The organism is Glaciecola petra (assembly GCF_031846345.1).
GTDB classification, from domain to species: domain Bacteria; phylum Pseudomonadota; class Gammaproteobacteria; order Enterobacterales; family Alteromonadaceae; genus Glaciecola; species Glaciecola petra.
This window is the reverse complement of the sequence record NZ_JAVRHX010000001.1, coordinates 623,122-647,269: the sequence shown is the minus strand read 5'-3', so window position 1 is coordinate 647,269 and position 24,148 is coordinate 623,122. Positions and strand designations below refer to the sequence as shown.

20 protein-coding genes are annotated in these 24,148 nt (G+C 40.1%); 10 read left to right on the top strand and 10 right to left on the bottom strand.

What is annotated here, in order from left to right; translation table 11 throughout:
- Window positions 1-9: 9 nt before the first annotated feature.
- The 4 genes from flgC to RM552_RS02845 all read right to left on the bottom strand — a co-directional run bounded on the left by flgC (window position 10) and on the right by RM552_RS02845 (window position 2,789).
- On the bottom strand, window positions 10-429 hold the full coding sequence (gene flgC / locus RM552_RS02860) for a flagellar basal body rod protein FlgC (protein ID WP_311367282.1): 420 nt from the start codon (window positions 427-429) through the stop codon (window positions 10-12).
- Window positions 429-848 carry a flagellar basal body rod protein FlgB gene (gene flgB / locus RM552_RS02855; RefSeq protein ID WP_311367281.1) on the bottom strand — a complete coding sequence of 140 codons (420 nt, stop codon included), beginning with the start codon at window positions 846-848 and terminating at the stop codon, window positions 429-431. The genes flgC and flgB overlap by 1 nt, the downstream gene beginning before the upstream one ends.
- Before the next feature lie 169 nt (window positions 849-1,017).
- Window positions 1,018-1,842 carry a CheR family methyltransferase gene (locus RM552_RS02850; protein WP_311367280.1) on the bottom strand — a complete coding sequence of 275 codons (825 nt, stop codon included), beginning with the start codon at window positions 1,840-1,842 and terminating at the stop codon, window positions 1,018-1,020.
- 8 nt (window positions 1,843-1,850) lie between these two features.
- Window positions 1,851-2,789 (bottom strand): chemotaxis protein CheV, encoded by a 939-nt coding sequence (locus RM552_RS02845; RefSeq protein WP_311368263.1) that lies wholly within the window; start codon window positions 2,787-2,789, stop codon window positions 1,851-1,853.
- A gap of 154 nt (window positions 2,790-2,943) precedes the next feature.
- On the opposite strand from RM552_RS02845, the gene flgA reads away from it, so the two are divergent.
- The 3 genes from flgA to flgN all read left to right on the top strand — a co-directional run bounded on the left by flgA (window position 2,944) and on the right by flgN (window position 4,618).
- On the top strand, window positions 2,944-3,651 hold the full coding sequence (gene flgA / locus RM552_RS02840) for a flagellar basal body P-ring formation chaperone FlgA (RefSeq protein WP_311367279.1): 708 nt from the start codon (window positions 2,944-2,946) through the stop codon (window positions 3,649-3,651).
- A 199-nt stretch (window positions 3,652-3,850) separates the two neighbouring features.
- Window positions 3,851-4,183 (top strand): flagellar biosynthesis anti-sigma factor FlgM, encoded by a 333-nt coding sequence (gene flgM / locus RM552_RS02835; protein ID WP_311367278.1) that lies wholly within the window; start codon window positions 3,851-3,853, stop codon window positions 4,181-4,183.
- Window positions 4,184-4,186: 3 nt separating this feature from the next.
- Window positions 4,187-4,618: a flagellar export chaperone FlgN gene (flgN, locus tag RM552_RS02830; protein ID WP_311367277.1), complete on the top strand. Its 432-nt coding sequence runs from the start codon at window positions 4,187-4,189 to the stop codon at window positions 4,616-4,618.
- Window positions 4,619-4,730: 112 nt separating this feature from the next.
- Here flgN and RM552_RS02825 read toward each other — a convergent pair whose 3' ends face one another.
- Entirely contained in the window at window positions 4,731-5,186 is a 456-nt protein-coding gene (locus RM552_RS02825; protein ID WP_311368262.1) for an LPP20 family lipoprotein, read from the bottom strand.
- A gap of 222 nt (window positions 5,187-5,408) precedes the next feature.
- On the opposite strand from RM552_RS02825, the gene RM552_RS02820 reads away from it, so the two are divergent.
- The 5 genes from RM552_RS02820 (at window position 5,409) to RM552_RS02800 (ending at window position 11,538) form a co-directional block, all read left to right on the top strand.
- Window positions 5,409-6,638, top strand: coding sequence for a flagella assembly protein FlgT (locus RM552_RS02820; protein ID WP_311367276.1), 1,230 nt, complete (start codon window positions 5,409-5,411; stop codon window positions 6,636-6,638).
- Window positions 6,639-6,813: 175 nt separating this feature from the next.
- Complete coding sequence (locus tag RM552_RS02815) at window positions 6,814-8,223, top strand: undecaprenyl-phosphate glucose phosphotransferase (RefSeq protein ID WP_311367275.1); 1,410 nt, start codon at window positions 6,814-6,816, stop codon at window positions 8,221-8,223.
- A gap of 38 nt (window positions 8,224-8,261) precedes the next feature.
- Window positions 8,262-9,371, top strand: a complete 1,110-nt coding sequence (locus RM552_RS02810; RefSeq protein ID WP_311367274.1) for a hypothetical protein — start codon at window positions 8,262-8,264, stop codon at window positions 9,369-9,371.
- A 1-nt stretch (window position 9,372) separates the two neighbouring features.
- A complete protein-coding gene (locus RM552_RS02805; protein ID WP_311367273.1) occupies window positions 9,373-10,449 on the top strand; it encodes a hypothetical protein in 1,077 nt (358 codons plus the stop codon).
- Between the two features lie 48 nt (window positions 10,450-10,497).
- Window positions 10,498-11,538 carry a hypothetical protein gene (locus RM552_RS02800; RefSeq protein WP_311367272.1) on the top strand — a complete coding sequence of 347 codons (1,041 nt, stop codon included), beginning with the start codon at window positions 10,498-10,500 and terminating at the stop codon, window positions 11,536-11,538.
- Between the two features lie 13 nt (window positions 11,539-11,551).
- On the opposite strand, the gene RM552_RS02795 is transcribed toward RM552_RS02800, so the two are convergent.
- Genes RM552_RS02795 through RM552_RS02775 form a run of 5 tightly spaced genes read right to left on the bottom strand, consistent with a single transcriptional unit; the run spans window position 11,552 to window position 21,342 of the window.
- Window positions 11,552-16,843, bottom strand: a complete 5,292-nt coding sequence (locus RM552_RS02795) for a carbohydrate binding domain-containing protein (protein ID WP_311367271.1) — start codon at window positions 16,841-16,843, stop codon at window positions 11,552-11,554.
- 19 nt (window positions 16,844-16,862) lie between these two features.
- On the bottom strand, window positions 16,863-17,873 hold the full coding sequence (locus RM552_RS02790) for a glycosyltransferase family 2 protein (protein ID WP_311368261.1): 1,011 nt from the start codon (window positions 17,871-17,873) through the stop codon (window positions 16,863-16,865).
- A 16-nt stretch (window positions 17,874-17,889) separates the two neighbouring features.
- Complete coding sequence (locus RM552_RS02785; protein WP_311367270.1) at window positions 17,890-18,606, bottom strand: sugar phosphate nucleotidyltransferase; 717 nt, start codon at window positions 18,604-18,606, stop codon at window positions 17,890-17,892.
- Between the two features lie 28 nt (window positions 18,607-18,634).
- Entirely contained in the window at window positions 18,635-19,402 is a 768-nt protein-coding gene (locus RM552_RS02780; protein WP_311367269.1) for a polysaccharide biosynthesis/export family protein, read from the bottom strand.
- Window positions 19,402-21,342: an aminotransferase class I/II-fold pyridoxal phosphate-dependent enzyme gene (locus RM552_RS02775; protein WP_311367268.1), complete on the bottom strand. Its 1,941-nt coding sequence runs from the start codon at window positions 21,340-21,342 to the stop codon at window positions 19,402-19,404. The genes RM552_RS02780 and RM552_RS02775 overlap by 1 nt, the downstream gene beginning before the upstream one ends.
- Window positions 21,343-21,535: 193 nt before the next feature.
- Between RM552_RS02775 and RM552_RS02770 the strand changes: the two genes are divergently transcribed.
- On the top strand, window positions 21,536-23,218 hold the full coding sequence (locus RM552_RS02770) for a GumC family protein (protein WP_311367267.1): 1,683 nt from the start codon (window positions 21,536-21,538) through the stop codon (window positions 23,216-23,218).
- A 6-nt stretch (window positions 23,219-23,224) separates the two neighbouring features.
- Window positions 23,225-24,148, top strand: a complete 924-nt coding sequence (locus RM552_RS02765; RefSeq protein WP_311367266.1) for a DUF6316 family protein — start codon at window positions 23,225-23,227, stop codon at window positions 24,146-24,148.

The window sequence follows — 24,148 nt, the reverse complement described above, 5'->3', positions numbered from 1 at the left end:
TAATGTCAATTAATTCTGGCCAAGTTGCAATACTCGACGGAAGATCCGCTTGGTAGTATCAGCAACCTGAACGTTTGTTTCATAACCCTTTGATGCCGATAACATGTCGGCCATTTGCTCAACTATGTTGACATTGGGCTTGTAAATATAGCCGTTTTCATCGGCTAATGGATTGCCTGGCGAATATTCGACTTGCAATGGCGCTGTGCTATTAACGATACCCAACACGCTAACACCCACACCTTTAGTTTGATCAGCATTTGCTTGGTCTAGTGCTGCAGCAAAAACAGGGTGACGCGCTTTATAGGTTTCTTCATAACTACTGCTGACCGTATTAGCATTGGCGATATTACTTGCAGTTGTGTTCAACCTTACAGACTCTGCCGCCATACCAGTACTAGAAATATTCATCACATTAAACAAACTCATTATTGACCTCCGCTGCTAAGCGCTTTTTTCATGCCTTTGAACTTACCGTTCAATAACATTAAACCTGCTTCATAACGCATACCTGTTTCCAGAAAGGCATTTCGTTGCTGCTGCACATCAACAGTATTACCATCGCCGGTATCCGGTTGATTAGGGATAATAAAATCGATTTCAGATTGCATTTGACTAACGCCACTTAAGTGATTTTCATGGGTTTTAACTAACTGACTGTTGTTATGTTGTGCACCCGATTGCATACTCTTGGCTGTTTTCATGGCCGATTGGAAGTCTATGTCCCTTGTTTTATACCCAGGAGTATTTGCATTGGCCAAATTACCTGAGATTACTTCCATACGCTGACTACGAACCTTTAAAGCGTCGTGATGGACATTTACCAGTCTGTCTAAATCGATTGCCATGTTAAGCACCTTGCACTAACTATTAATCTGCATTTGTATTCGCCCAGCTATTTTGCTTTACGAATGAATATGCATTCTTCACAGGACCTATGAGCAAGTGCTGTGCCATTTTCAAAAAAAATCAGTAAATGGGGTCTAAAGGAGGAAGGAAATAAGGCAGGAATACTAGCTAAAGCCTTGAATAATATAGGCCTTTTCTTTCTGAGTTCATGGTAAACTCTCGTTCTGCACCACCAATCGTTTCGGCGGCTCCTAACATTAATGCTGCATTTGTAGACATGCAAGCGGCAAACTTTAGCAGTATGTCGGTTTTTTGTTTGCCGTTAAAATAAATGAGGACGTTACGACAAAAAATAACATCAAACTTACCTAATGCTTTGAAAGATGAGAGCAGGTTGACCTGTTCGAATCTAACCATGCTTTTAATAGTCGCATTGACCTGCATGTGCTTATCGTCAATTTTTTCAAAAAACGCTTGCCGATAATATGCGGGTAATCCTCTACTTAGGGCCATTTCATGATAACTACCGATTTTAGCTTGTGTCAGTACACGTTTGTTAAAATCACTCGCCACAATTTCGACATTTCTAAATCGACCTGGGTTATTTTTTTGGTAATTTGCGATCGTCATTGCAATTGAATAAGGCTCTTGACCGGTAGAGCATGCACTGCTCCAAACTCTCAGTGTATTTTGACTGTCACTCAATCGAGGCAAAATATTGTCTTGTAATAAGTCAAATGGATAGGCGTCTCTAAACCAAAATGTTTCGTTGGTTGTCATTAACTCAAGACTTTCATTCGTTAATGCGATGTCGCTTTGTTGAATCAATTTACTAATAAGGGCATCATAATCAGCACAATTTGAATTCTTCAATAAACCACTTAAGCGGCTTTTCACTAAATATTGCCGATTATTACCAAGCACAATGCCTAATTTTTTTTGCAGAAAATCAGCAAAAAGAGCATAGCTTTTGGGTGATAATGGCGTATCCAATGTATTTATTACTCTATAATATCAGGTGTCTTTAATAACCATTTTTGCACTGCAGCGGTTAATTCATCTGGATGGAATTTGGCAATAAAATCATCTGCGCCTACTTTTGTTACCATTGCCTGATTAAATACTCCACTAAGCGAAGTATGCAAAACAACTTTCAGCTTTTTTAATTCAGGTGTGTTCTTGATTTCTGCTGTTAAGGTATATCCATCCATTTCTGGCATTTCAATATCAGACACTAATAAACCGACGGTATCTGTTACATCACCAGTTTCTGCCGCGATTTCTTTTAAACGCTCAAGGGCTTCTAAACCATTTTTTGCTAGTTCCATTTTCATACCAAGAGTAGACAGCGCTTTTTTAACCTGATTTCTAGCAACAGAAGAATCGTCAGCTATAAAAATGAGTTTTTCGGTATTGTCACCAACATTAATATTATCGGTAATTTCACTACTTACTTCGGTATTAAGGGGAGATATCTCGTTTAAGATTTTTTCAACATCCAATATTTCGATCAATTCGTCTTCAACCTCTGTGACAGCTGTCAAGTAACTGGCTTTGCCAGTACCTTTTGGAGGTGGAAGTATTGCATCCCAATTAGTATTAATGATTCGTTCGACCGAACTAACTAAAAATCCCTGCACAGATCGATTATATTCTGCGATGATAATAAAGGCGGTTTGCAGATTCTCGATCGGCTCGTCACCGGTTGCCATTGATAAATCGATAACAGAAATAGTTTGACCTCGAATATGTGCGACCCCTCTCACATAAGGGTTAAGCTTAGGAATGGAAGTGAGCTCTGGGCATTGCAATACCTCTCGCACTTTAAAAACATTAATACCAAAACGTTGCCTAGAGCTCAATTTAAACAGGAGTAACTCCAACCTATTTTGCCCTACGAGCTGAGTACGTTGATTAACTGAATCTAAAATACCTGACATGACCTTCCACCTTTTTTCGGCATGAATGTTGCTGTACTTACCTTTAAGTACACTCTTTGTCATCTATGGGCCTGAACATTTTAGGAAAACGCCAAAGTAATGACGTTAAAATCCAAACTAGATGATAAATCGACTGATAGAAAAGGAAATACGCATGTATTCTAACAAGTCCCTAACCTTATCGGCTAAAAAGGCCATACTCTTTACGTCTTTTTTTATTTGTTTTTTTGCCAACGCAAGTGGCAAAAAACATGCTGAACTTGAGGCCACAGTTAAGCAATACTTAAATGAACAAACAGCCTCTTACCAAAGTGATCAGATAAAAATTAATGTTAGGCCTATCGACAAGCGGATTGAAATACCGGATTGCAATGTTCCTATCAAAGCAAGTTCAGCAGGCCTGCAAGCAAATCAAAGCAATATTTCTGTAAAACTTTCTTGCGCATCCAACAATTGGTATTTATTCACAAATGCTACCGTCGCGATTGTGGAAAAAGTAGTTGTGAGTGCTGATAATTTAAATCCAGGTACTTTATTGGCAGCTAATAACCTAAAAATTATTGAAATAGACAAAAATAAACTACGTGGCCCTACTTTCAGCAAAAAAGAAGACATCGTAGGAGCAAGGGTAAAGCGCAGAATGCGCGAAGGCAATATTATAGACGGTCGAATGTTATGTTACGTATGCAAAGGCGACAGAATTACAATTGCTGCCATTAGCGGCGGTTTGTCGCTCCGAGTTTATGGTGTAGCGCTTCAGGACGGTACTCTCGGCGATACTATTCAGGTAAAAAATACTTCATCCGATAAAACAGTATACGGAAGGGTTACGAGTACCAGTGAAGTATCGGTTAATATCTAATGTTGGTATGAAGGTTGCTTTAGTCGATAGTAGCGAGGATTTACATGGTGTTTAGTAAGCAAAAAGTTCCGATTTATAGTCAGAAGTCTACTCTTCAAATTATAAGCGGCATTTTTCTGACATTATTTACGAATAACACTAAAGAATCGTGACAAAGGGTCGATACCCTGCATAGAGGTAATTCAATTGGTAGGAATGTATGTCAATTAATAATGTAAACAATACAAATAAAACACAGCTAGATGCCGCTAAATTAGGGCAGCAAGCTCAAAGTCAACCTGGAAGAGTAACTAGTGAAGCAGGGGCAAATAGCAGCGGCCAAGCACCTGTTAAACAGGACTCTGTTTCATTAACTCAATCTGCTCAGCAGTTGGCTAATGTCCAGAAAAAAGGATCTGAAGCGCCGGTTAATCAAGAAAAAGTTGACCGGATAAAACAAGCGATAGCGAACGGTGAGTATCAGGTAAACCCTGAAACACTTGCTAAAAAGATTGCCGCTTTAGAGTCTCAAATATTTGGCGTGAAAGTATAAACTATGACAACAAGTCTTGAAAATGCAATTTCAAAACAGCTTGAGCTTCTTAAAAGCTTAAAAGGGCTGCTTGAAAAAGAGCTACATCTCATAAGCTCTCGCGAACCTGAGACCTTGATGCAGTTACTAAACGAAAAGCAAGTCTTGCTAGACAATATTGAGTCGCAAGACTCAGCAGTCGAAACACTATACAAGCGCGCTGAGAGTGCTGGTGCCGTCAGTGAAAACTGCGAACCTATGCTAGACGAATGCAAGCAAGTTATGTTTGAGTGCAAATATCTAACGCAAATCAATGCAAAATCTGTTGAGCAGGGGCAGCTAAGGCTGGTTCATTTGCGTAATTTGATGATGGAATTACGAGCGAAAGAATCGATGACCTACGACCGCTCTGGCAGAGCTTCTGGCAATAGTTCTACTAAAGGCATAAGCGCATAACGTTCAAAGTCTTTTTTTATATAAAACATAAATCCTTACCAAAAAAAATCACGCATTAAGCGTGATTTTTTGGTATTTATTGGTCAAATATACATAAGCGTGTGTACTATTATTAATAGTACGAAATCTTTCTTATTCGTTTAGGTTGAGCGGTTGATAAATATATCGCGTGTACTTTTTCCATATCTAGTTCAAGCTCAGTTGCGTAAGTGTCATCACCTACAGGATATGTTTTCACTACTCTTGCGCCTCTAATTACCCCTTCAACAGAAGACTTTAAGGCATTATTTGTTAATACTAAATTTGCCAGCTCTTGCTGACCGTCAACTTTTTGTCCATACACCTGCTCAGCAAGTTCTCTGTATGCATCTAATTTAGATGCTTTTATTGCCATCAGTCGCTTACTAGCAGCATCGCTTGCGATTTGCGCATTAATTGGGGCATAACCAACTGCGTTAAGCACTGGATAATTTTCTGGCTCTATGGTCTCCCATTCAACATGCTTTGTAATTAAACTCTCACAAGCACCCAAGGTGAGACCCAGCAATAACACACTCGCTTTAGCCATTTGATTGCCTGGGCGAGACAACACACTACGTTTGTTTTTTTGCATAAAAAATACCTTAAGATTGTAATCATGAGATTAGTTCTAATAAATGTTTAGCAAGTCATGTGCCACAAGCATCACAATTAAAAACAAAGCTCATTCAGCAAGACTATTTGGCACACAACTTGAATACACTGGAGTAAATAAGCAGTCAGCTAAATAAACCCTTACTAGAGGCGGTATATGAAAATAATTGAAGCACACCATCAACATGGACCAATACTGCTCAAACCTTTTTTTCTAAACATATTAGTAGGGTGTTTCTCTTTTATTAGACTCAGTGTTATTAGCTGTGGACTGTTGTTGATTGCATCGACCAGCAACGCAGCGTGGTTTTCAGCAACGGGGCAAGCAGTCGTAGTTAATGGAAATAAAGAGGCCGCGCGCAAAGAAGCCACCGAAGAAGCGATTAAACAGGCACTTTTGTTTGCAGGTGCTTCAGTTAGAAGTGTGTCTCAAATGACGAATGGTTTACTAATGGACGAACACTTAGAAATACGTGCTAATGGCGAAGTGAATACCATTCAATTAATCGACGAAGTTTATCAGGATGGACTTGTGACAGTTTCTATTAGAGCTGACATATTTGCACAAGATGCTCAATGCAGTGCAGCTGACTATACAAAAAAGATTGCGACGACCTATTTTCCGGTTCAGTTTCAAGCTCAGGCTGCCGATGGACAAATTCAAGATATCGGAAAAGTCACAGCGCTCAAACTACAATCCCTCATAGACAAAATTACCACAAGTGTTGAAATAACTCACGTTGCGCCTTACGTATTTGATTGGCATATGGCAAATGTACCAAGAGAATCTCAGGCCTTAGCGAATAAAACAAATACTCAGTACATTGTCAATGTGGTGCTTAACGATATTTCGGTAGACCGATATGAAAGAGCTGGTTTTAATCCCTTTAAAACTGAAAACAGCATCCGTAGTTTCGACTTTACACTTAGTTTAGTTGACGGCGCTACTGGTGAAGAACTATATAGACAAAGCTATGAAAGCAAAGCGCCTTGGGATTTTCAATTTACCGATAGCATAGACGTTGCTTCAGATAAATTTTGGCGTAGTCAATATGGCAAAAATATCAAAACTATGCTCCAACAAGGTGTAACCGATTTAGAAGAGTTTGCAATCTGTCAACCAACCATGGGACGAGTTTTAGCCGTAGCAAATAATCAGTTGCAAATAAACCTAGGGCGTTCTCACCAAGTACAACAGGGTGATCAACTGACCTTGTTCAATGTGAAACAAATAACCGACAATTTTGGCCAAGAATATCGCCAATTTGTACTGCACCCCACCACACTTGTAGTCAGACAAGTATATAACGACACCGCCACTGTTGAGGCTGCTGACAGGAGCCTATTAGGCGACGTGCAACCCAACGATTATGTAGCTCGGCAATAAAAACTAACTCTGATTAATTACACTACCTGAGTTTTTATTAATTTGGCGTTTGAAGTATATTATTTCTGCTATTGTTTATCTGTTGATTGCGCGTTACATTATATACATGACATACAGGTGTGAAACACGCAAATTAAATTGCATACTATTGCGTGCGTAGTTAAGGAGTTTTTTAATGTCGGTGCAATTTAATAAAGGTTATCTTCACCGCTACGGCGCGTTATTCATAATCTTAATTATACTGTTTGACTTATTCTTCATCATTGGTAGCTTCAAGGGAGTGCTTTATTTTCTTGAAATTGAAGAAACAAATGACTACTTGTTTACCCTCGCTTTAACCCTTATTATTTTCCTTACTTTCGCCATGAGTTTGTCTTTTTACCGCTCATTCAGGACAACCCCTATACTTTCAGAAATTGGCGAACTATTCTTATATTGGGGCAGTACCTTTGTTAGCATAAGCACACTAGTCTACTTATTTGAACAAAAAATGCCGGTTTCTTCTGACATTTTGGTGCTTTGGTTCTCTGTAAGTTTTGTTTGCTTGGCAATTTCCAGATTTGTTTTAAGAACGGTCGCATATTCACTGCGTAAAGTTGGACACAATTTTCGCAGAGTCGCCATTGTTGGGCATACTGAAATTGGTGAAAGCTTGTTTAAATCTATCCAATCAAATAAATGGATGGGCTTGCATTTTGTTGGCTTTTTTGACGCTCGAAATACGAAACGTGACGCGAGACTTGACCAGTCATTTTCACATGAACAATTTGAAGTACTATTATCAAAAATAGCGCGCAACGAAGTCGACATTGTTTATATCACGCTCCCCATGAGTGCACAAAAACGTATCCAAATGTTTATCGACCAATTATCTCAAACAAATGTAGCTATCTATTATGCACCTGATTTTTACTCGTTTGATTTACTAAGAGCAAGTTGGGATAGTATAGACGGTCAACCTCTAGTCAGTATTATTGAAACTCCGCTTCTAGGCGACAATAACCTTATAAAAAGACTAATGGATATCTTCATTTCTAGCGCTATTTTATTGGTAATTGGTTTACCACTTCTATTGTTTGCAATCTTGATTAAAATGGATTCAAAAGGTCCAATTATTTATAAGCAAAAACGCTACGGTCTAGACGGGAAGAGTTTTATCATCTATAAATTCCGCACTATGCAATCTAACCCAGAAGACCAAGTATTTAAACAAGCTCAAAAGAATGATAGTAGAATAACTAAACACGGCAAGTGGATGCGCAAATATTCGGTGGATGAGCTCCCTCAGTTTATAAATGTTTTACAAGGCAGGATGTCGATTGTTGGGCCTAGGCCCCATCCTTTAGCACTTGACGACGAACATCAAGCTCTTATTCGTCGATACAATTTACGTTTTAAAGTCAAACCTGGAATTACTGGCTGGGCACAAGTGAATGGTTATCGAGGTGAAACAAAAACCTTAGAATGTATGAACAACCGTATTAGATACGATCTTGAATACATAAATAAATGGTCAGTATATTTTGACATTAAAATTATTCTTTTGACATTTAAATCGGTGATTAAGCCTGTGAATGCTTTTTAATATTTTAACTATTTATAAAAACTTTATTGAGAAAATTCATGAAACGAAAGCACATTTTAGTAACTGTTACGCTGGTGCTAATTAGTGCACTTGCTTTTTACTTTGTAGTAGGAAGCAGTGATTTAGAAACGCAACAAGAAGATTTATCTGATCTAGTTAAGGATGTACCAACAAAAGATGTGGCATTGGCCACAAAGGCTCCAAAAGAAAGTATTCAGGTAAATGAAAGCGCTGCAGAACTAAACCATTTACAAGCGCAAATAGATGCTATTTCTAATTCATTTATAGAGATGAACAAATATCCGCCCTATTCCCTTCCCATTCAAAACACATATATTTTTAATGGCGAACAAACCACACAAGCCAATGCTGCTTCTATTCCCTATAAGGACCAATTTGGAAGTGAGATAGTTGTTTCAGCAATGCTCGACAAGAAAGTATATTTTTATGGCGATACACTGCAAGCCCAAGTCGATGTTAGTGGCCTAAATGGCACGAACGAGATACAAATTTTTGGTCAGTTAGTAAATATTGAGACACAAAAAACGTACAATGTTTCCTTTGTTAAAAACGGAAATCAAGCACTAACATCCTTTGGCCTTTCTCAAGATCTTGCTGAATTTGACAATCACTTTCTAAAGGGTGAAATATCATTAAATATCAATGCTAAAATAAATGGCGAAGTTTTCCCTAATGCACTAGTATTTCGCTATACCCAAGCGTCAGCTACGCTTATAGATGTTGGTAACGCAAATCCAAATGAAGAACACCTTGATATTCCTTTAATTTTCGACGTTGAAGAGCCAGGGTACTATTTTGTGAGCGCCTTGTTGATAGACGCAAAATCTAAACGTGCACTCATTAATCTACAAGGAGAAAGTAGGTTGACGTCAATCAATAACGAATTAGTGCTTAAGGCTCACATTGGCGCACTTAAAGCGAGTAATTCAGAAGGTCCCTATGAACTAGTGGGCTTCACAATAAAACGCGGCGCCGAAGAAAACGAAAATTTTGATGTGCCAGGAACCAGTCGTTCAAGTACGTACAAAGTTTCTGGATATCAGTTTGACCGCTATATCGACATAGAATATAAAAACCAACTCGTAAACGAAAGAGCAAACTTTTTAAAGCGCCTTGGGGGCAACTAACATGAAAATAAAAACAATATCGCGTCAATTATTAATCGCTTTACTATGCATATTCAGTGCAACTTCATATGCTGAATTAGCGGGTAAACCTGTGATTTTAGTCCATGGTTTCGACAGTGAAGACCTAAGTAATCCAACCAATTCTGATTCCGTTTTATTAAGACGGTCTGAAGATTATTTTAATGATTTTTGGACGAGCAGAGCTGATAGACATTTTTACTGGTCCAGTAGTGAGCGTGTCTCGGGTAAGATTAAAAACCAAATGCGCAGGCATTTCCAAGAGATAGAAGAGAGTGGTTTATGTCAAGAGGGGTGTGTCTTTGTCACTCACTCAACTGGGGACCTAGTCCTTAGAGACGCAATATCACGTTTGGGTCAGTGGGACATTAATCCTAATAGAGTAAAAATTCTAACCGTGCTAGACATGGCTGGAGCAGGTGGCGGTACTGAACTTGCCGATTTAGCCTTAGTTGTTTCATACGGCACATTTATCTTGCCACTTCCTGTAACAGCCGCTGTTTCTTTATACATTGGCTTTATACCAACACCCAATAATTTGGGCGTATTACATGACCTAAGACCATCTAACGCTAGAGATATCGCGCAACAGGCTCAAGCCATACCTCGACTGCGATTTGTTGGAACGGGCGAAGGTGCAGGAGATGGGTTTTTGAGAGGTTTGGGAGACGGCGTAGTGCCGCTGCATAGCGCTTGTGGCGCAAGCAGTCAACAAACAATATACAGCTGCGCGTCTGAGTTAACAAATTATGGCGTAATCTTAACCAATACGAATGCGCCAGATATTGGTCCAAGTGGTTTTTTGTTCAATCATTTTCCTGTGCTAATGGGCGAAAGAGTTGACCATAGCCAAGTGATTAACGCTGACCGCGTGGGCGGGTTTTATGTTCCTGTAGTCAACAACGTCGATATTAATGGCTTTGACGTTAACTTTAATGAAGCCGTCAACGTGTTTGACTTTTCACAAGGATTAGGCGTACGCTATTTGGTAAATAGTGATGAAAAACCAATGTCACAGCACGTGTTTGATACGTTAAACCAAACAGCTGATGTAAATTAAAATGTCTTAGACCATATATCTAGGCTAATAAAATTAAGAGAGATATTTATGAACAAACTTCGTTTCGCTATGATTCTTTTACTACTTATTAGCGCTAATACATTTGCCAATATTGCTGGGAAACCAGTGATATTGGTGCATGGCTTCGACACTGATGAATTAGCAAACCCTGCGTCTTCAGAGCAAGTTTTACTTGAGCGCTCAATCGCCTACTTTGGAGAGTTCTGGAGTGACAAAGCAAGTAAGCACTTCTATTGGCCAAGCAGTGAACGAGTCGCAGGTGAAATTAAAAATCAATTTAGACGTCATTTTGAAGATATTAGTCAAAGTGGACTTTGCCAAGAGGGCTGTATTTTTGTTACCCACTCAGCAGGTGATTTAGTTCTTAGGGATGCCATATCTAGGCTCGGTCAATGGGGTATTAGTGGTAATAGGGTAAAAATATTACTGGTATTAGATATGGCTGGAGCAGGTGGTGGCACTGAACTAGCAGACGCTGCTACTACCGTTGCACTAGGTCAATCAACTAACCCCATTTTGAGCTTTGTGGTTTCCTTGTTTTTAGGCTTTACCCCAACCCCAGCAACGCTAGGCGTTATAAATGATTTACGACCTGTTGATGCCAGAAATATCGCTCAACAAGCACAAACAGTTCCTCGCTTGCGCTTTGTTGGGACTGCCCCCAACGAGATTGGTAATAATTTTGTGCTTGGATTAGGCGATGGCGTTGTACCCCTTCATAGTGCATGCGGCAGTACTCAACAAGAAGTATTACTTAGTTGCTCTTCGTTTATTACCAATTTTGGAGCTCTAGTCAATACTTTAGGACCAAGTGCTTATCTGCCAAATCATTACCCGGTAATTATGGGCGAACTGGTTAACCATAGCCAAGTTATCAATAATGAACGTGTGGGTGGAATATTTGTACCTGTTGCAAACAACTTTAACTTAAGCGGTGTAAACGTTGGATTTAGAGAAGGCGTACAGATCTTCCCTTGGGCACCAGGCATCAGTATACGTTTTTTATTCGGCAGCAATCAGAAGAGCATGTCGCAACAAATATACGACACACTAAACCAAATAAACTAAAAGCGTAATACAGTTATTCAACTGCGCCATTTAAATACAATTGAGCGTTGTCGAATGCATCTATGCCTATTTCCTTGCCCATTAGTCGGCCGGGAATATCGTCAATAGGTGGGTGTATTCCGCCCCATATTCGTGACAAAGCAGATTGATCTGCCGCGTCTTGATAACGCGCCCACTGCAAAGAGAATGATACGCTAGGCCCTTTTTCAAATACTAAGAAATTATCCTGAGGTATGGTGAGCGTGCTTAGGCCGCCCGGAAAATATTCGTCCCCCGTTATTAAACTCATCACTTCAGCAGCCGCTCTTGAAAACGTAGAATGCCCAGAAACATAACCTGCAAATGGCGGAGTTACAAAACTAGGGCGTTGATAAGGCCACCAATTTTCTGCCAAAATCCATCCCACTCCAGCGACATCAGTGAGCGGATCGTCAACATAGTCTGGACCACGCCACGCAAACACTTTAATTTTATTAATATGTTCACCTAACTCACCTGCGAGTGGATCATCAATACCAACTAACTCAATCATGCCTGGTTCTAAAGAAATCCCATTAGGATGCCATGAGGGCAAAAGAAAATCTGAGCTCTGCCCTAAGTCTGCCATTCCTCGGATTGCGCTTATAGGCCTTATATAATCATACCAACCCTTGGCTCCCCATGCGGCAATAGCAGAATCGTGCATAGCTCCTCCTAACACAAAGTAGCTTTTTACATCCCATTCTAAATTTGATAATTCAACTCCTGCACCGTTCCATTTACGCTCTAAAAGAGGGTGCTCAGTCACTGAATTCAATATAACAAACCAGTGGCCAGGAGGCGTTTCCGAATCAGGCCCGTCTGCCCAGTATTCAGCAAGCACACGCGTATAATCTCCAACGGGCACATATTCGGGTGTATACGGTGCACCTGTTTTAGGGTTTACGACATATCCTTGATTTAAACCAAAACCATTGTTTAGGTCATAATAATCAACATACTCATCAAACTGTGCTGGTAACAACTGAGTATTGCCAATGCTAGCCGGAGAAATATCGATAACTTGATTATTTGATGGATCTAAATATGAAGACCAAATGGATACCAACGAAAATGCCCATTTATAAGTACCGGAATCTACTTGAGGTGGCATGCTTGGATCATGATATAGCCAATAATCAAAGCCGTCTCTATTATTCACGTTCAAATCTGTCTGCCGTAATGCAAATGGAACGACCTGTCCCCATTCGGGACTCAAAAAGTCGGGTTGAGTACTCACTTCATTGCCTGATTGATCAATTGATAAAGCTAATTTGAGAGGCTGCCAGCGATTTAAATCAGACAAAAAGGGGTTTCCTGGTAATTCAGGTTCAAGGGCAGGATTGACCGTTTGGTAATGTAGATTTGCATAATCATTCTGTTCGTTAGCATTGTCTGATAAACCAAAATCGATATAACACTGTGCCAAATAATTGCCCAAAGCAGCAGCAGAGCCAGAGCTTACATCTATTGTATCAACTGCTGGATCATATCCGTAATAACTCATTATAGCTTCTGTATCCAAGGCAACTCTTTCTGCCCCAGGCGAATTAACAAAGCGATGTTGAATTAGACGATAACTCATATAGCTTATAGCTTCGTTTCGAGATGTTTGTGCATTTTCTTGTGGTGTAAAGCTGTCTACTGAACAGTTCACTCCTGCGCGAGTCTTACCCAGTAACCAAGGTGTCTCAATTGTTCCATATGCCGACCAAGCATCGTACATGGCGGCTGATATGTGAAAGAGATTTCTTGCGTGCACGGTTGGTCTTGCAAAGTCATTGCGAATGGCTTGCAGTAAGACCTCATTCCAACGGCGAGCGCTGGAGACATTTGCATCAGCTGCCACACCTGGTAAAAAGTGTGCTGTTAATGTCACAACACCTTCAGGCATGGTAAAACTGGTTGAAACTGAATTAACATCGGCAAAGCTACCACCATTATTACTTGTCCAATGTGAAAAGAAATAGCCCTCTTCTGGTGGCAACGCAGTTATAGGCACTTCATCTCCGGCTTGGTAATTCCCTGAGCCTTGACCTTGTACAATCGTAAGATTAGTACTTGCAATTACGGTTGCGCCGCAACTAGCGGCAGCCCCAGCGTTGTCTATCCACACATTCCTCGCTGTTTGACCTGCACTGAGTTGCAATGATAAGCGTGCAGCAAAGTCATCACCTGTCGCACGAAATGTCACAACATAGCTTTGCCATTCTGTAGTTAAAGGCAGAGCTTGACGCAAACCCAAGTTAGCCCATGGCGCTTGATCTTGATCGACCGAGAGGATTGCAAAACCCGCTTTATCTGATTTCACATCTATCGAAATACGATATTCTCTGCCTTCTTGAATAAATTGTCCGTCATTTATCAATTGAGTATGCCAAGGGATACCACTGCTATTTATAATAGTCGCTTTCAGTGATTGTCTGCCTTGAGATGACATGCTTGGATCAAGGCTCCACGTGTTCGAAACAGGGTCAAGGGTTTCTAATCTCCATCCAGATAAACCTTGTTCAAAACCCCCATTGGGTAATAATTCTGCAGGTGATATAAGTGTTTCGGGAGGTGCCTCCCATGGTTTGATGCTTATTCTGTCGAACCAAATCGTACGAGCGCCCTCACCTCCTAGTAGAAAGGCCAGCCTGCTGGGATCTTCGCTAGAAGTTGCTTCAAATGTAGTTTCATAACTTTGCCAATTAACGTCAACATTATATTGAGCGTAATGACCGAGATTTGCCCATGGACTATTTTGCTGCATGAGCGCACTGCTTATTGTGCCTGGTGCGCTAGCTTTAGCGCCAAATTTAAGCACGTATTTCTGACCCGCTATTATGTCAAAATCCTGTTGTCCAAATTGCACTTCCCAAGCTTGTTGGCCTCCATCGCCCATAGAAATTGATGCCGCTTTTCCCTGCCTATTAGAAGTCGCATTAAAATCAACGCTTACATCACTCGCAGCACCCAAGGCTAATGCATTGAAAGCATTATTGGGACTTTCGAAATCACCGTTTATTAACAATTCACTGCTTTGGTATTCAATAGGCAATGCCTGCAGAGATATATCGTCGATTGAAACAAGTCGTGAATCACCAAAGCCAAGTAAAAATCCTAACCTAGAATTCAAATCGTTAACAGGAGATTTAAAATCGATATTGTATGTCTGCCATTGCGTATCAAGACCAATATATTTATTTAAACCCGTTGGTTGAAAAGGAGCGTAGTTTTGCCCTACCAATAAAAACATACCTGTATTTGCGATATTGGATCTGGCCTTAAAAGTAAGACGGTAGTTACGATTAACTTGAAGAGATACATTGCTTTGTTGCAACATCACCTGCCAAGGCTGGTTGTTATTGCTATCAACGTCGACGGTCATAATCGTGTTTAAATCTTGGTCAAGTGCAACTTGCCATTCAGCTTCGGCGCCACCAGCGACAATAGTTGTCCAATCCTTATCGCTATCTTCAAAATCGCCATTAGTGATCCGCTCACCTGATTCAACTTGCTCTTTTATCTGTAAATGTTGATTAGTAGGCACCTTAATTTGAGTAATTCTGCCGCTCGGCCAAGCTATTTCTACTTGCGCACTTTGCGCTGAACCAAGTCCAAACTCTAATTCTAAGCTTGCCGTGCTGCCTGCACTACTTGAGCCAGCGCGCACTTCTCGAATTTGGAATTCTTCTGGGTCTATTGTGCCATTATTGTCTAAATCAGCCATGATTGTCGCCCGAGCACCTATCGCACTGCGGTTACTTTTATAAGGGCCAGGCAGAGAAGGATCACCCTCAAGGGCTAACACCAAATAATTATGTTGAGTCTGTACTGAGCTATTATTTCGATATAAGGCTGACGAGTCTGATTTATTGACTACAAACACATCTGGCCAACCATCACGATCATAATCAGCACTTACCGCTGACCTAGAATTTTTATTCTGTGCAATACCTGCGCTTTCACCTGCTTCTGTAAATCCAGACGGCGTATTTAAATACAAATTATCTGTCAGGCTATTATGACTCGCAACATAAAGGTCTTGTCGTCCATCCAAATCAAAGTCTTGCCATTGCACCCCCCAAGAAAAAGCGGATGGCATATCAGCGCTATATACAAAAGACAGCTCGCCGGTTTCACTGTATTGATTTATCCAATAATCATTCCGCCCAATAGCATTTGGCCCTAGGGCACTGGCTTCTGTAATGTAAATATCGAGATCACCATCATTATCTGGGTCTCCTACGTCAACACCCATTGCCGAACCACTATTGTATCCAAACGCTTTGCTCATTTTATAACTGATTAATTCAAAACCAAGCCATGTGCCTATGGCATCCTCACCTAAGTTTCGATAAAGCATATTGCGGTCGTCGATTCCGCCCACTTTGTTAGTCACTAATAAATCGGGCCATCTATCGTTATCAAAATCGGCAAAAATTATCGCGTTAGATGAACTAAAATGCTGTCCAGACGTGATAGTTTCGCCTGTTACGGTCTCATATCCATTAACATCAAAAGCGACTGTTTGATCACTAAATGTGCCATCACCATTGTTCCTGTAAAAAATATCTCTTTGCCCTGGCAATCCACTAGGCCCTTCAGCGTCGCCCGCTAAACAAAAAGAATCATGATTCCCTACAAATAAATCAAGGTCTCCATCTCTGTCAACGTCAGCCCAAGCGGCAGTTAAGGTGTTATCTAAAACCATCGCGCCATAAGTCAAACTTTGATGCGTGGCTGTGGCCAAGCCAAATTGATTATTGCTTATATCTTGGGGATTCGTTGAATTGGTGAAATCGATAAATGCTAGATTGCCAGTCTCAGAAAGTTGGTTTTGCAAAAGTACATTTGGGCCATTGAAATTGAGAATATACAAGTCAACATCACCGTCGTTATCATAATCGGCAGCAATTGCTCCAGTTGCCGATCCTTGATCTGCTGCTCCCGCGTCGTTATCAGGGCGATAGAAGCCGCCTTGACCGTCATTTAAATAAAGCTCGTTCGGGGTTGACAAACTGCCTGCATTGTCGCCTTTTAATAAATATAAATCGGGAAGACTATCATTGTTTACATCGGTAAAAACAGCGCCTGGCCCATGAATATCGCCACTATCAGCAATGTAATTATTGAGACCTGCAGCAACGGTTGTATTCTCAAATAAGGTACTAGCGTACGATTTAGCATGAAAGAGTAAGATGATAGAAAATACAAAGAGTATTCTGGTTGGGGTTGTTAAAAACAGCGAAGTATAATCAAAGCTTATTCGATAATCCTTGCTTTCTTGGCATTCATTCATAATACTCGCCTTAATTAATCTAGTTCCCTAGCTCCCGCACAAATTTAATTATATCAGGATTATTACCAGATTTTTTCTCCCGCGAAAAAGCCTTTTTTGCATGTCTAAAGCCAGACAATATTTGGCGGCGATAGATAAGATAATAATAAAAGTCTGTAACCTTACTTCTGGTTGCTGACTCAGCTCCAATCCATTTTAACAGTAAGAACGTGATCGGGTTATCAAGTAATCTAAGCCCTAAACGCTTGATTAGCCTTTTTGCATAAGCGAAGACACCAATTTCAACACTTAATACACCGTATCGGTCCAGCACTTCAGGTGTTGGTAACGTTTCTGATGTTGCCCAAATCCAAAGACCAACAAACCATCCTTTCTTTTGAATGTCTTTTAATAGCAACTGATGCAAGTGCTTGCCTCGCGCTTTTTCTTCAAACCTCAGAGTCATGCCTGCTTTCGACAATTGATGACCGCAATGAATGTCTTCATTATATAGCAGTAATTCTTCAAACATTCCGTGCTTCAGCATAAATTCGCGCTTAAACGAAATATTGCATGTCCAAAAATAGGTGTAACAAATTGGACAATCGGCAGTTAGGTTACTGTAATCAAACTCGTGAAACAGCGACACAGGCTTACTCTTAACTTCTTCCGGCACATATGCAACACCTAATACCGCTTCATTTTGCTCAGGATAGCGTCGATGATGAGCTTCATACGCTAACAACATATTCGAGTCGGGTATGACGTCATCGTCCAAAATAATAATCGTTTCACCATTGGCTTCTTTTATCCCTTTGTTTCTCGGAGCTGCAGGCCCGCCACTGGGAGGAATTTCATAAAATGAAAAATTATCAAATTGATTTGCAAACCCTTGCAGTACTTCATTAGTATTATCGCTAGAACCATTGCTCACAAAAATAACTTCGTATCCGCTATTTTCAGAGCTTGCCAAATTCATAAGTATAGGAATAGAGTTCGCTATTAAATGAGCACGGTTATAAGTAGGGATCACAATACTTGTGAAGTACATCACACAATCTCCTAAATCAGTCGTTTGACTCATTTTGCTGTGGAATTTGCCATGGTGCTCTCCCATCAATCAACAAATCTTCCAGTTCAGACTGATCTTTACTTGTATCCATCGATTTCCAAAAACCTCTATGCTTACTTACATATAATTGTTCTTTTTCAGCAAAATAAGGCAATACTTCTTGTTCTAGGTTTTTTCCTTGCCAGTCAAATAGCGCTTTATGCTCAAAAACCATAAAACCCGCGTTTATCCAATAGTTATCTACCAATGGCTTTTCTTCAAATCGTTGCACTTTGCAATCTTCATCGTACACAACTAATCCGTATTGAGCGCGCAACGGAACGGTTGTTAATGTGGCTAAGCGTTCTGACTTATTATGGTTCTCTAGTAATTTATGTAAATCAACATTTCCTAAACCATCGCCATAGGTAGCAAAAAATTTGTCGCCAACAAATGACCCACAACGCGCGATTCTTTGCCCTGTATCGGCATCATCACCAGTGTCAACTATGCGGATATCCCAATCGGGGAAACGGCCATCAAAGTAGTCAATCAGAAGTTCCTGTTTATGACCTGCTGCTAAGACAAATTCAGTAAATCCTTGTGCTGCAAACACCTTCATTAAATGCACAATGATTGGTGTTCCATTTATCGGCATCATCGGTTTCGGGAAATGTTCTGTGTACGGATAAGCGCGTGTTCCTCTGCCTCCGCATAGTATTACTGTTTTCATGTTGAGTTCCTATTATTTAAATGTATTCTTAAAAATTTTCATCTAATATGCGATAACTAAGCACAGTGTTACCTATTATGTTGATATATTGTAGCGGCCTGCCGATGAAGTCATCGAGAAACCTAAGTACTTCACTTCGCCCAGTCTCTGGTACAAAAATAATGTCGTCAGGTTGTAATTGAGCCAATGTCATTGATAAATAAGCTGATGGCTGACCCTCTTCGCTAGACATGATTGGAATAGCACGTAAAACTCCATCATCACCCAATCGGATAATAGAAATATCGTCTGGACCACCACTACGCTTTGGACCACCTGCTATAGTCACTGCTTCCATCACTGTACTAGCCTGATGCAGAGGAATGGCCCTAGGTATATTTACATCACCAATAACATACACCATATTTTCTCTAATTTTCTGAGCTAAAAGCGTAATTTTTGGATCTTTCAAACGGCTAGAAAAACGCAAAGTTAAGTCTTTTTCTAGTTCACTGAATGTCTTGCCACTAGCGGGAATTTGGCTTTCTGTAGGGAGTGAAATATAACCATCAGGTCTGACTGTGACGACTCTTGATAATTCTGGTACCTGCCAGATAGACACTTCAAAACTATCACCTGGAACAATGATATATTCTTTTTTATAGCGACCTTTTGCCTTAATTATCTCAGGCGGCGCGAGCAATTCTTCATCGACGGTTTTTGATGTTGTACATGCACTTAAAACCACTCCACAGATTATGCATATACCCATCATGATGAAGCGTTTAATGAGGGTTGTCGAAAACTTCTGGTACATTATTGGCTAATTCCTATTTTGGTTTTTTGGGGCACTTCAATCGGACTAAAATAAGCTAAAGTTTGGATAACTACATCACAAATTTTCTTAATATCCAAGTCTGTTAAATCTGTATTCATCGGTAAAGAAAATAATCGCGATTCCATTGCATTAGCATGCGGATAATTTCGTTTGTCGACCTTATATTTTGCAGCAAAATATGGATGAGAATGCAAGGGTTGATAATGTACACCAGTGCCTATCATCTCGTATTTTAATGCCTTCATAAACGCTACTGCGTCTATTGTCACCTTGTCTTGCAACACTATCGAAAATAGATGGAATCCCATTTCATCATCATTTGTGGGTAGTTCAGGCAGAATGATTGGTAAGTTTTGTAAGTAACGGTGATATAAATACCAAATATCTCTGCGTCGCTGCCATTTATCTTTTATTTGGGTAAATTGCGATAATCCCAAAGAAGCTTCCATGTCTGTCATATTGTACTTAAAGCCTGGGCTAACCACTTGATAGCTAGTTTTGTTACTATTTACTCTTGCCCATGCGTCGCTCGTCATACCATGATTAGAAAACAACCTTAACTTGGCCAATTTTGACGGGTCGTTCATAACCACCATGCCGCCATCGCCCGTAGTAATGCTTTTTGTTGCATAAAAACTGAAACAACCTGCATCACCTATTAGGCCAACGTGTTTATCTTTATAGCGTGTTTCTAAAGCATGAGCGCAATCTTCTATGACAACCAATGAATGTTGCTTTGCTAAAGCCATAATAGGCCCCATATCAACAGTTCGGCCTGCGATATGAACCACAATGATAGCTGATGTTTTTTCTGTAATATGCGGCGCTATCAGCGCCGCCGAAATGTTGTAACTGCTCGGATCACAATCTACAAATACTGGTGATGCTCCTACATACTCCACAGCTTGCGCAGTAGCACAAAAGGTCATTGTCGGTAGTATTACTTCATCGCCATCTCGCACGCCTAACACCAATAGTGCCAAATGAATACCTGCAGTACAACTGTTTACAGCTACAGCGTCATGAGTCTCTTTAAATGCAGCAAACTTTTGTTCAAACTGCCGAGTAAGTGCACCTTTGCCAATCCAACGACTACGCAAACAGTCGTTGACTGATTGAATATCAGATTCAGTAATGACGGGCGCACCGAATAGAATGTTTTTATCATTTGCTCTTATCTTTTTGCCCCCTACTGCGGCAGGTAAGGTTGGCAATTTTGTGTACTCTTGCGCTAGCGTAGGCAAATACTTGCGAAAGACTTTTTCCAGATAGAAATAATCAATGTCAATGGCTAACTCTCGGCATTTTTCGTAGCATTGTTCCAAATCGAGTGGATAACTACCACCCTTATCTATCACCTCAAAATTGGCCTTTTTCCTTTGTATCCTTTCAATTATGCTTACGATTTCAGTGACTTTGTACGGATACGAGGCAATGTTTAAGCACTTATTTTTGAGACTAATATCTTTTATAAAGGCATCAGTGATTTTAAAGACATCATCAATATCTACAGGATAACGCACAGCATTCGCCCAAACGCAGAATTCCTCACCCTGTCTTATTTTTTCAGCAAAAACAAAAGGTAAAGTAGTTGCAGCATTACTTTTGCCTATCACCGCGGGCAATCTTATAATCAAATAGTCTGAACAGTGACGTTTAATAAATTCTTCAACTTCTAATTTATGCGTCACATATGGGGTGTTTTGTCGGTCTTGATCAGCGATGCTGCAAGTACTGAAATAGACAAACTTTATATTTGGGTGTGCATTAACAACGTCTTTGAGTAAACGCCACTCACGATCAAATTCCGAAGGTTCTCTGCATAGTGAGTTTGATACGCCTGAAGCAAATACGACCACATCTTGGTCGGCCACATATGAATCAAAAGCTCTGGCTATTAGTCCATTCCCTATGATCAAAATACTACTCCTGCTTTCACCACGTGAACTCTTTAATCAATATTAATTATAAAAACCAGAATCATCATATTATCTTAAAATTTTAACTGACACCAGACGAAAAATTGTGCACAATGACAATAACTTTTTGTACTGGCTCCCATCCACTTTTTCCATAAAGTTGTAGTCATTAGTGTAACAAATGGATTTTTCTATGAAAAACGCGTTAACGAATCCGAAAAATGAAGCTAACCCAGCACCTAATCATGCTTACTTTGAAAATCAAACGGCTGACATGTTTGATTTCAATAGTTTGTTACAAGGCCTTATAGAAACAATTCTTGTCAACAAAAGACTAGTCGCTATCACTACAATATTCGTAATCTTTCTAGCGGCCTTGTATCAATTTGTTTGGCCTCCCATTTATAGAGCCGAAGCGGTAATAATGGTGGAGCGCTCTGAAGATGCGGAAAGAGACTCGTTTTATAAAGAGTGGAATCTATTTCGTAAGAACGATGCTCGTACAGAGATAGAATTGATGAAATCTGGGACCGTATTAAAACGAGTCATAGAAAAAGAAAACCTAGGTTTTGACGATGTTTATCATCCGGTCATGTCTCAAATATCTCATTTTTGGGAAATTTCCTATCCTGGCATGGCTTATAAAGAAGTGAAATCATGGATACTTGGACCAAGTGAAGTTGATGCACTTACACCCGAACAAAAGGAATTAGGAAAAACAATCAGAGATTTGCGTGCAGGTTTGCAAGTGCAAACCGCTGGTGACATCCTAATTGGTGAAGTATATGCAAAAGGCCCACACCCTAGAATTTACCAAATCACAAATACATGGATAGACACTTATATGGAGTGGCGCATGGAGTCTTTAGAAGAAGAAGCCAAACGCTCTATTGATGCCCTGACGCAACATATCGATAAAGTGCATGCTGAAATTCTTGAAACATCAACTCAACGTGTCAAATTTTTAAATGAAAATAATTTGGTATTCGATTTTGTCAGAGAAACACAACAGGTCGAAAAACTTGTAAACTTGGAAACCGAAATTTCCGCGACGGATACACGATTGGATACATTACGGTCAAGCTTAATAGAAATCAATCGCCAGTTAGCTGACATGCCAGAACAACGCATTGTGAGCAGTACTAAAGAAGCAAGCGGCGTTCGTGAGTCAGCAAAGAGCAAAAAGTTAGAATTAGAAGCTAAGTTAGTCACAGATTTAATAAGGTATCGGGCTGATTCTCCTGAAATTGAATTGTTACTCTCTCAAATTGCTGGGCTCGATTCATTAATTAATAATAGCGAGAGTACTTCTGAAGCATCAACCACCACAGCAATCAATCAAGTATGGTTGGAACTTAAACGAAGAAAATCAAACATAGAGACTGAATTATCTGGCTTAACTGCGGGTTTAGCTTCTATGAAAACAATACAGGCTGATATGGTAGAAAGTCTAACAAGAGCGCCGGAATTGGCAGCGCAATTAAGGGATATTGACCGCCGTTACAGTGTAGCCCAACAAGTATACAAGGTACTTCTGACTAAACGTGCACAAGCTGATGTTTCTTATCTTTCAGCAAAAGAAGCAATGCCCACACTTCGAGTAGTAGATTACGCGGTTCCGCCAGCGTCTAAAAGTTGGCCAAAAGCGAAGTATTTGTATCCAATTGCACTCATTATAGGCATTATTTTAGGCGTTATTGCAGCGTTGATTAAGAGCTTGTTAGGCAATAAAGTAACAGTGCGTTTTCTAGAATCATATGTTGGCATCGGACAAGAATTATCAGTCGTTGAAGTCAAAACTGATACCTCCGACATGCCTTTATTTCAACAATTCAAAAGCCGATTCACTCCGAATCGCCTTATCGTAAGTAAGTAGTAAGTAATGGCAATAGAAAACGACATTGATAACTCGCAAGCAGCGCAAACAAATGAAAGTTCAACGCCTTCAACAAACTGGTTTAAAAGTAAAATGAGAAATATTCAACGTTGGTGGGCACGAAGAAAAGTTAAAGTGACCGAAGATATCGTGCCATATAGAAGACTTGCATTACAGTTTGTGCATGACAAGACTCAATCTCCCACCATGCTAGTGGTAAGCACCGATAAGGATGATAGCGTCGCCCATAGTTGTGTGCTGCTGACCATGGCACTGACGAGTATTGTCAAAAAACCTGTATTGCTTATCGATATTAGTAATACCGGGTCTGCCATTCCAGATTTATTAGGTTGCCAGTCGAGAGCTGGAGAATCTGGTACTTTTACACCCGACGCTCGAAAAAAACGATTTTATGAAAACGATGAAGGATGGTTTTTTAACACTCGTGAAGGCGAAACAATAGGTCCATTTTTATCGTTGGAAGATGCAAAGCTAGAGCTGGAAAATTATATTGAAAACGATTTATTTACTACCGACGGCACAACAACAAGTAAAACTAATCAGTTTATTCTAACTTCTCAAGCTAAAAACATCGATTACATGTCGGCAGTATCTGCTGGATTGCATGGGTCACTTGAGAATAAAAGTGAAGACGAAGCCATGCGGCAAATTGCAGATCTAATTAATGAAGTACAAGATAATTACGAGTATGTGATTTTTTATGCTGGTTACTTACTTGATAGCTCAACGGCATTAAAGGTTGCTCCACACGCTGGAAGAGTCGTACTAGCATCCATTGAAAATAAAACTGGACAGAAAGAATACCTCGATGCAGCGAAAACTCTTCGACTTTGTGATGTTAACTATTACGTGAATATGTTGGTAAAAATTTCAGGTAAAGCGAGAGCATCATCAACCATAAACACATGA

Bases quoted from the DNA above. Each gene is read 5' to 3' on its own strand.
- flgC (WP_311367282.1), bottom strand. From the start codon at position 429: ATGAGTTTGTTTAATGTGATGAATATTTCTAGTACTGGTATGGCGGCA.
- flgB (WP_311367281.1), bottom strand. From the start codon at position 848: ATGGCAATCGATTTAGACAGACTGGTAAATGTCCATCACGACGCTTTA.
- RM552_RS02845 (WP_311368263.1), bottom strand. From the start codon at position 2,789: ATGTCAGGTATTTTAGATTCAGTTAATCAACGTACTCAGCTCGTAGGG.
- flgA (WP_311367279.1), top strand. From the start codon at position 2,944: ATGTATTCTAACAAGTCCCTAACCTTATCGGCTAAAAAGGCCATACTC.
- flgM (WP_311367278.1), top strand. From the start codon at position 3,851: ATGTCAATTAATAATGTAAACAATACAAATAAAACACAGCTAGATGCC.
- flgN (WP_311367277.1), top strand. From the start codon at position 4,187: ATGACAACAAGTCTTGAAAATGCAATTTCAAAACAGCTTGAGCTTCTT.
- RM552_RS02825 (WP_311368262.1), bottom strand. From the start codon at position 5,186: ATGGCTAAAGCGAGTGTGTTATTGCTGGGTCTCACCTTGGGTGCTTGT.
- RM552_RS02820 (WP_311367276.1), top strand. From the start codon at position 5,409: ATGAAAATAATTGAAGCACACCATCAACATGGACCAATACTGCTCAAA.
- RM552_RS02815 (WP_311367275.1), top strand. From the start codon at position 6,814: ATGTCGGTGCAATTTAATAAAGGTTATCTTCACCGCTACGGCGCGTTA.
- RM552_RS02810 (WP_311367274.1), top strand. From the start codon at position 8,262: ATGAAACGAAAGCACATTTTAGTAACTGTTACGCTGGTGCTAATTAGT.
- RM552_RS02805 (WP_311367273.1), top strand. From the start codon at position 9,373: ATGAAAATAAAAACAATATCGCGTCAATTATTAATCGCTTTACTATGC.
- RM552_RS02800 (WP_311367272.1), top strand. From the start codon at position 10,498: ATGAACAAACTTCGTTTCGCTATGATTCTTTTACTACTTATTAGCGCT.
- RM552_RS02795 (WP_311367271.1), bottom strand. From the start codon at position 16,843: ATGAATGAATGCCAAGAAAGCAAGGATTATCGAATAAGCTTTGATTAT.
- RM552_RS02790 (WP_311368261.1), bottom strand. From the start codon at position 17,873: ATGTACTTCACAAGTATTGTGATCCCTACTTATAACCGTGCTCATTTA.
- RM552_RS02785 (WP_311367270.1), bottom strand. From the start codon at position 18,606: ATGAAAACAGTAATACTATGCGGAGGCAGAGGAACACGCGCTTATCCG.
- RM552_RS02780 (WP_311367269.1), bottom strand. From the start codon at position 19,402: ATGTACCAGAAGTTTTCGACAACCCTCATTAAACGCTTCATCATGATG.
- RM552_RS02770 (WP_311367267.1), top strand. From the start codon at position 21,536: ATGAAAAACGCGTTAACGAATCCGAAAAATGAAGCTAACCCAGCACCT.
- RM552_RS02765 (WP_311367266.1), top strand. From the start codon at position 23,225: ATGGCAATAGAAAACGACATTGATAACTCGCAAGCAGCGCAAACAAAT.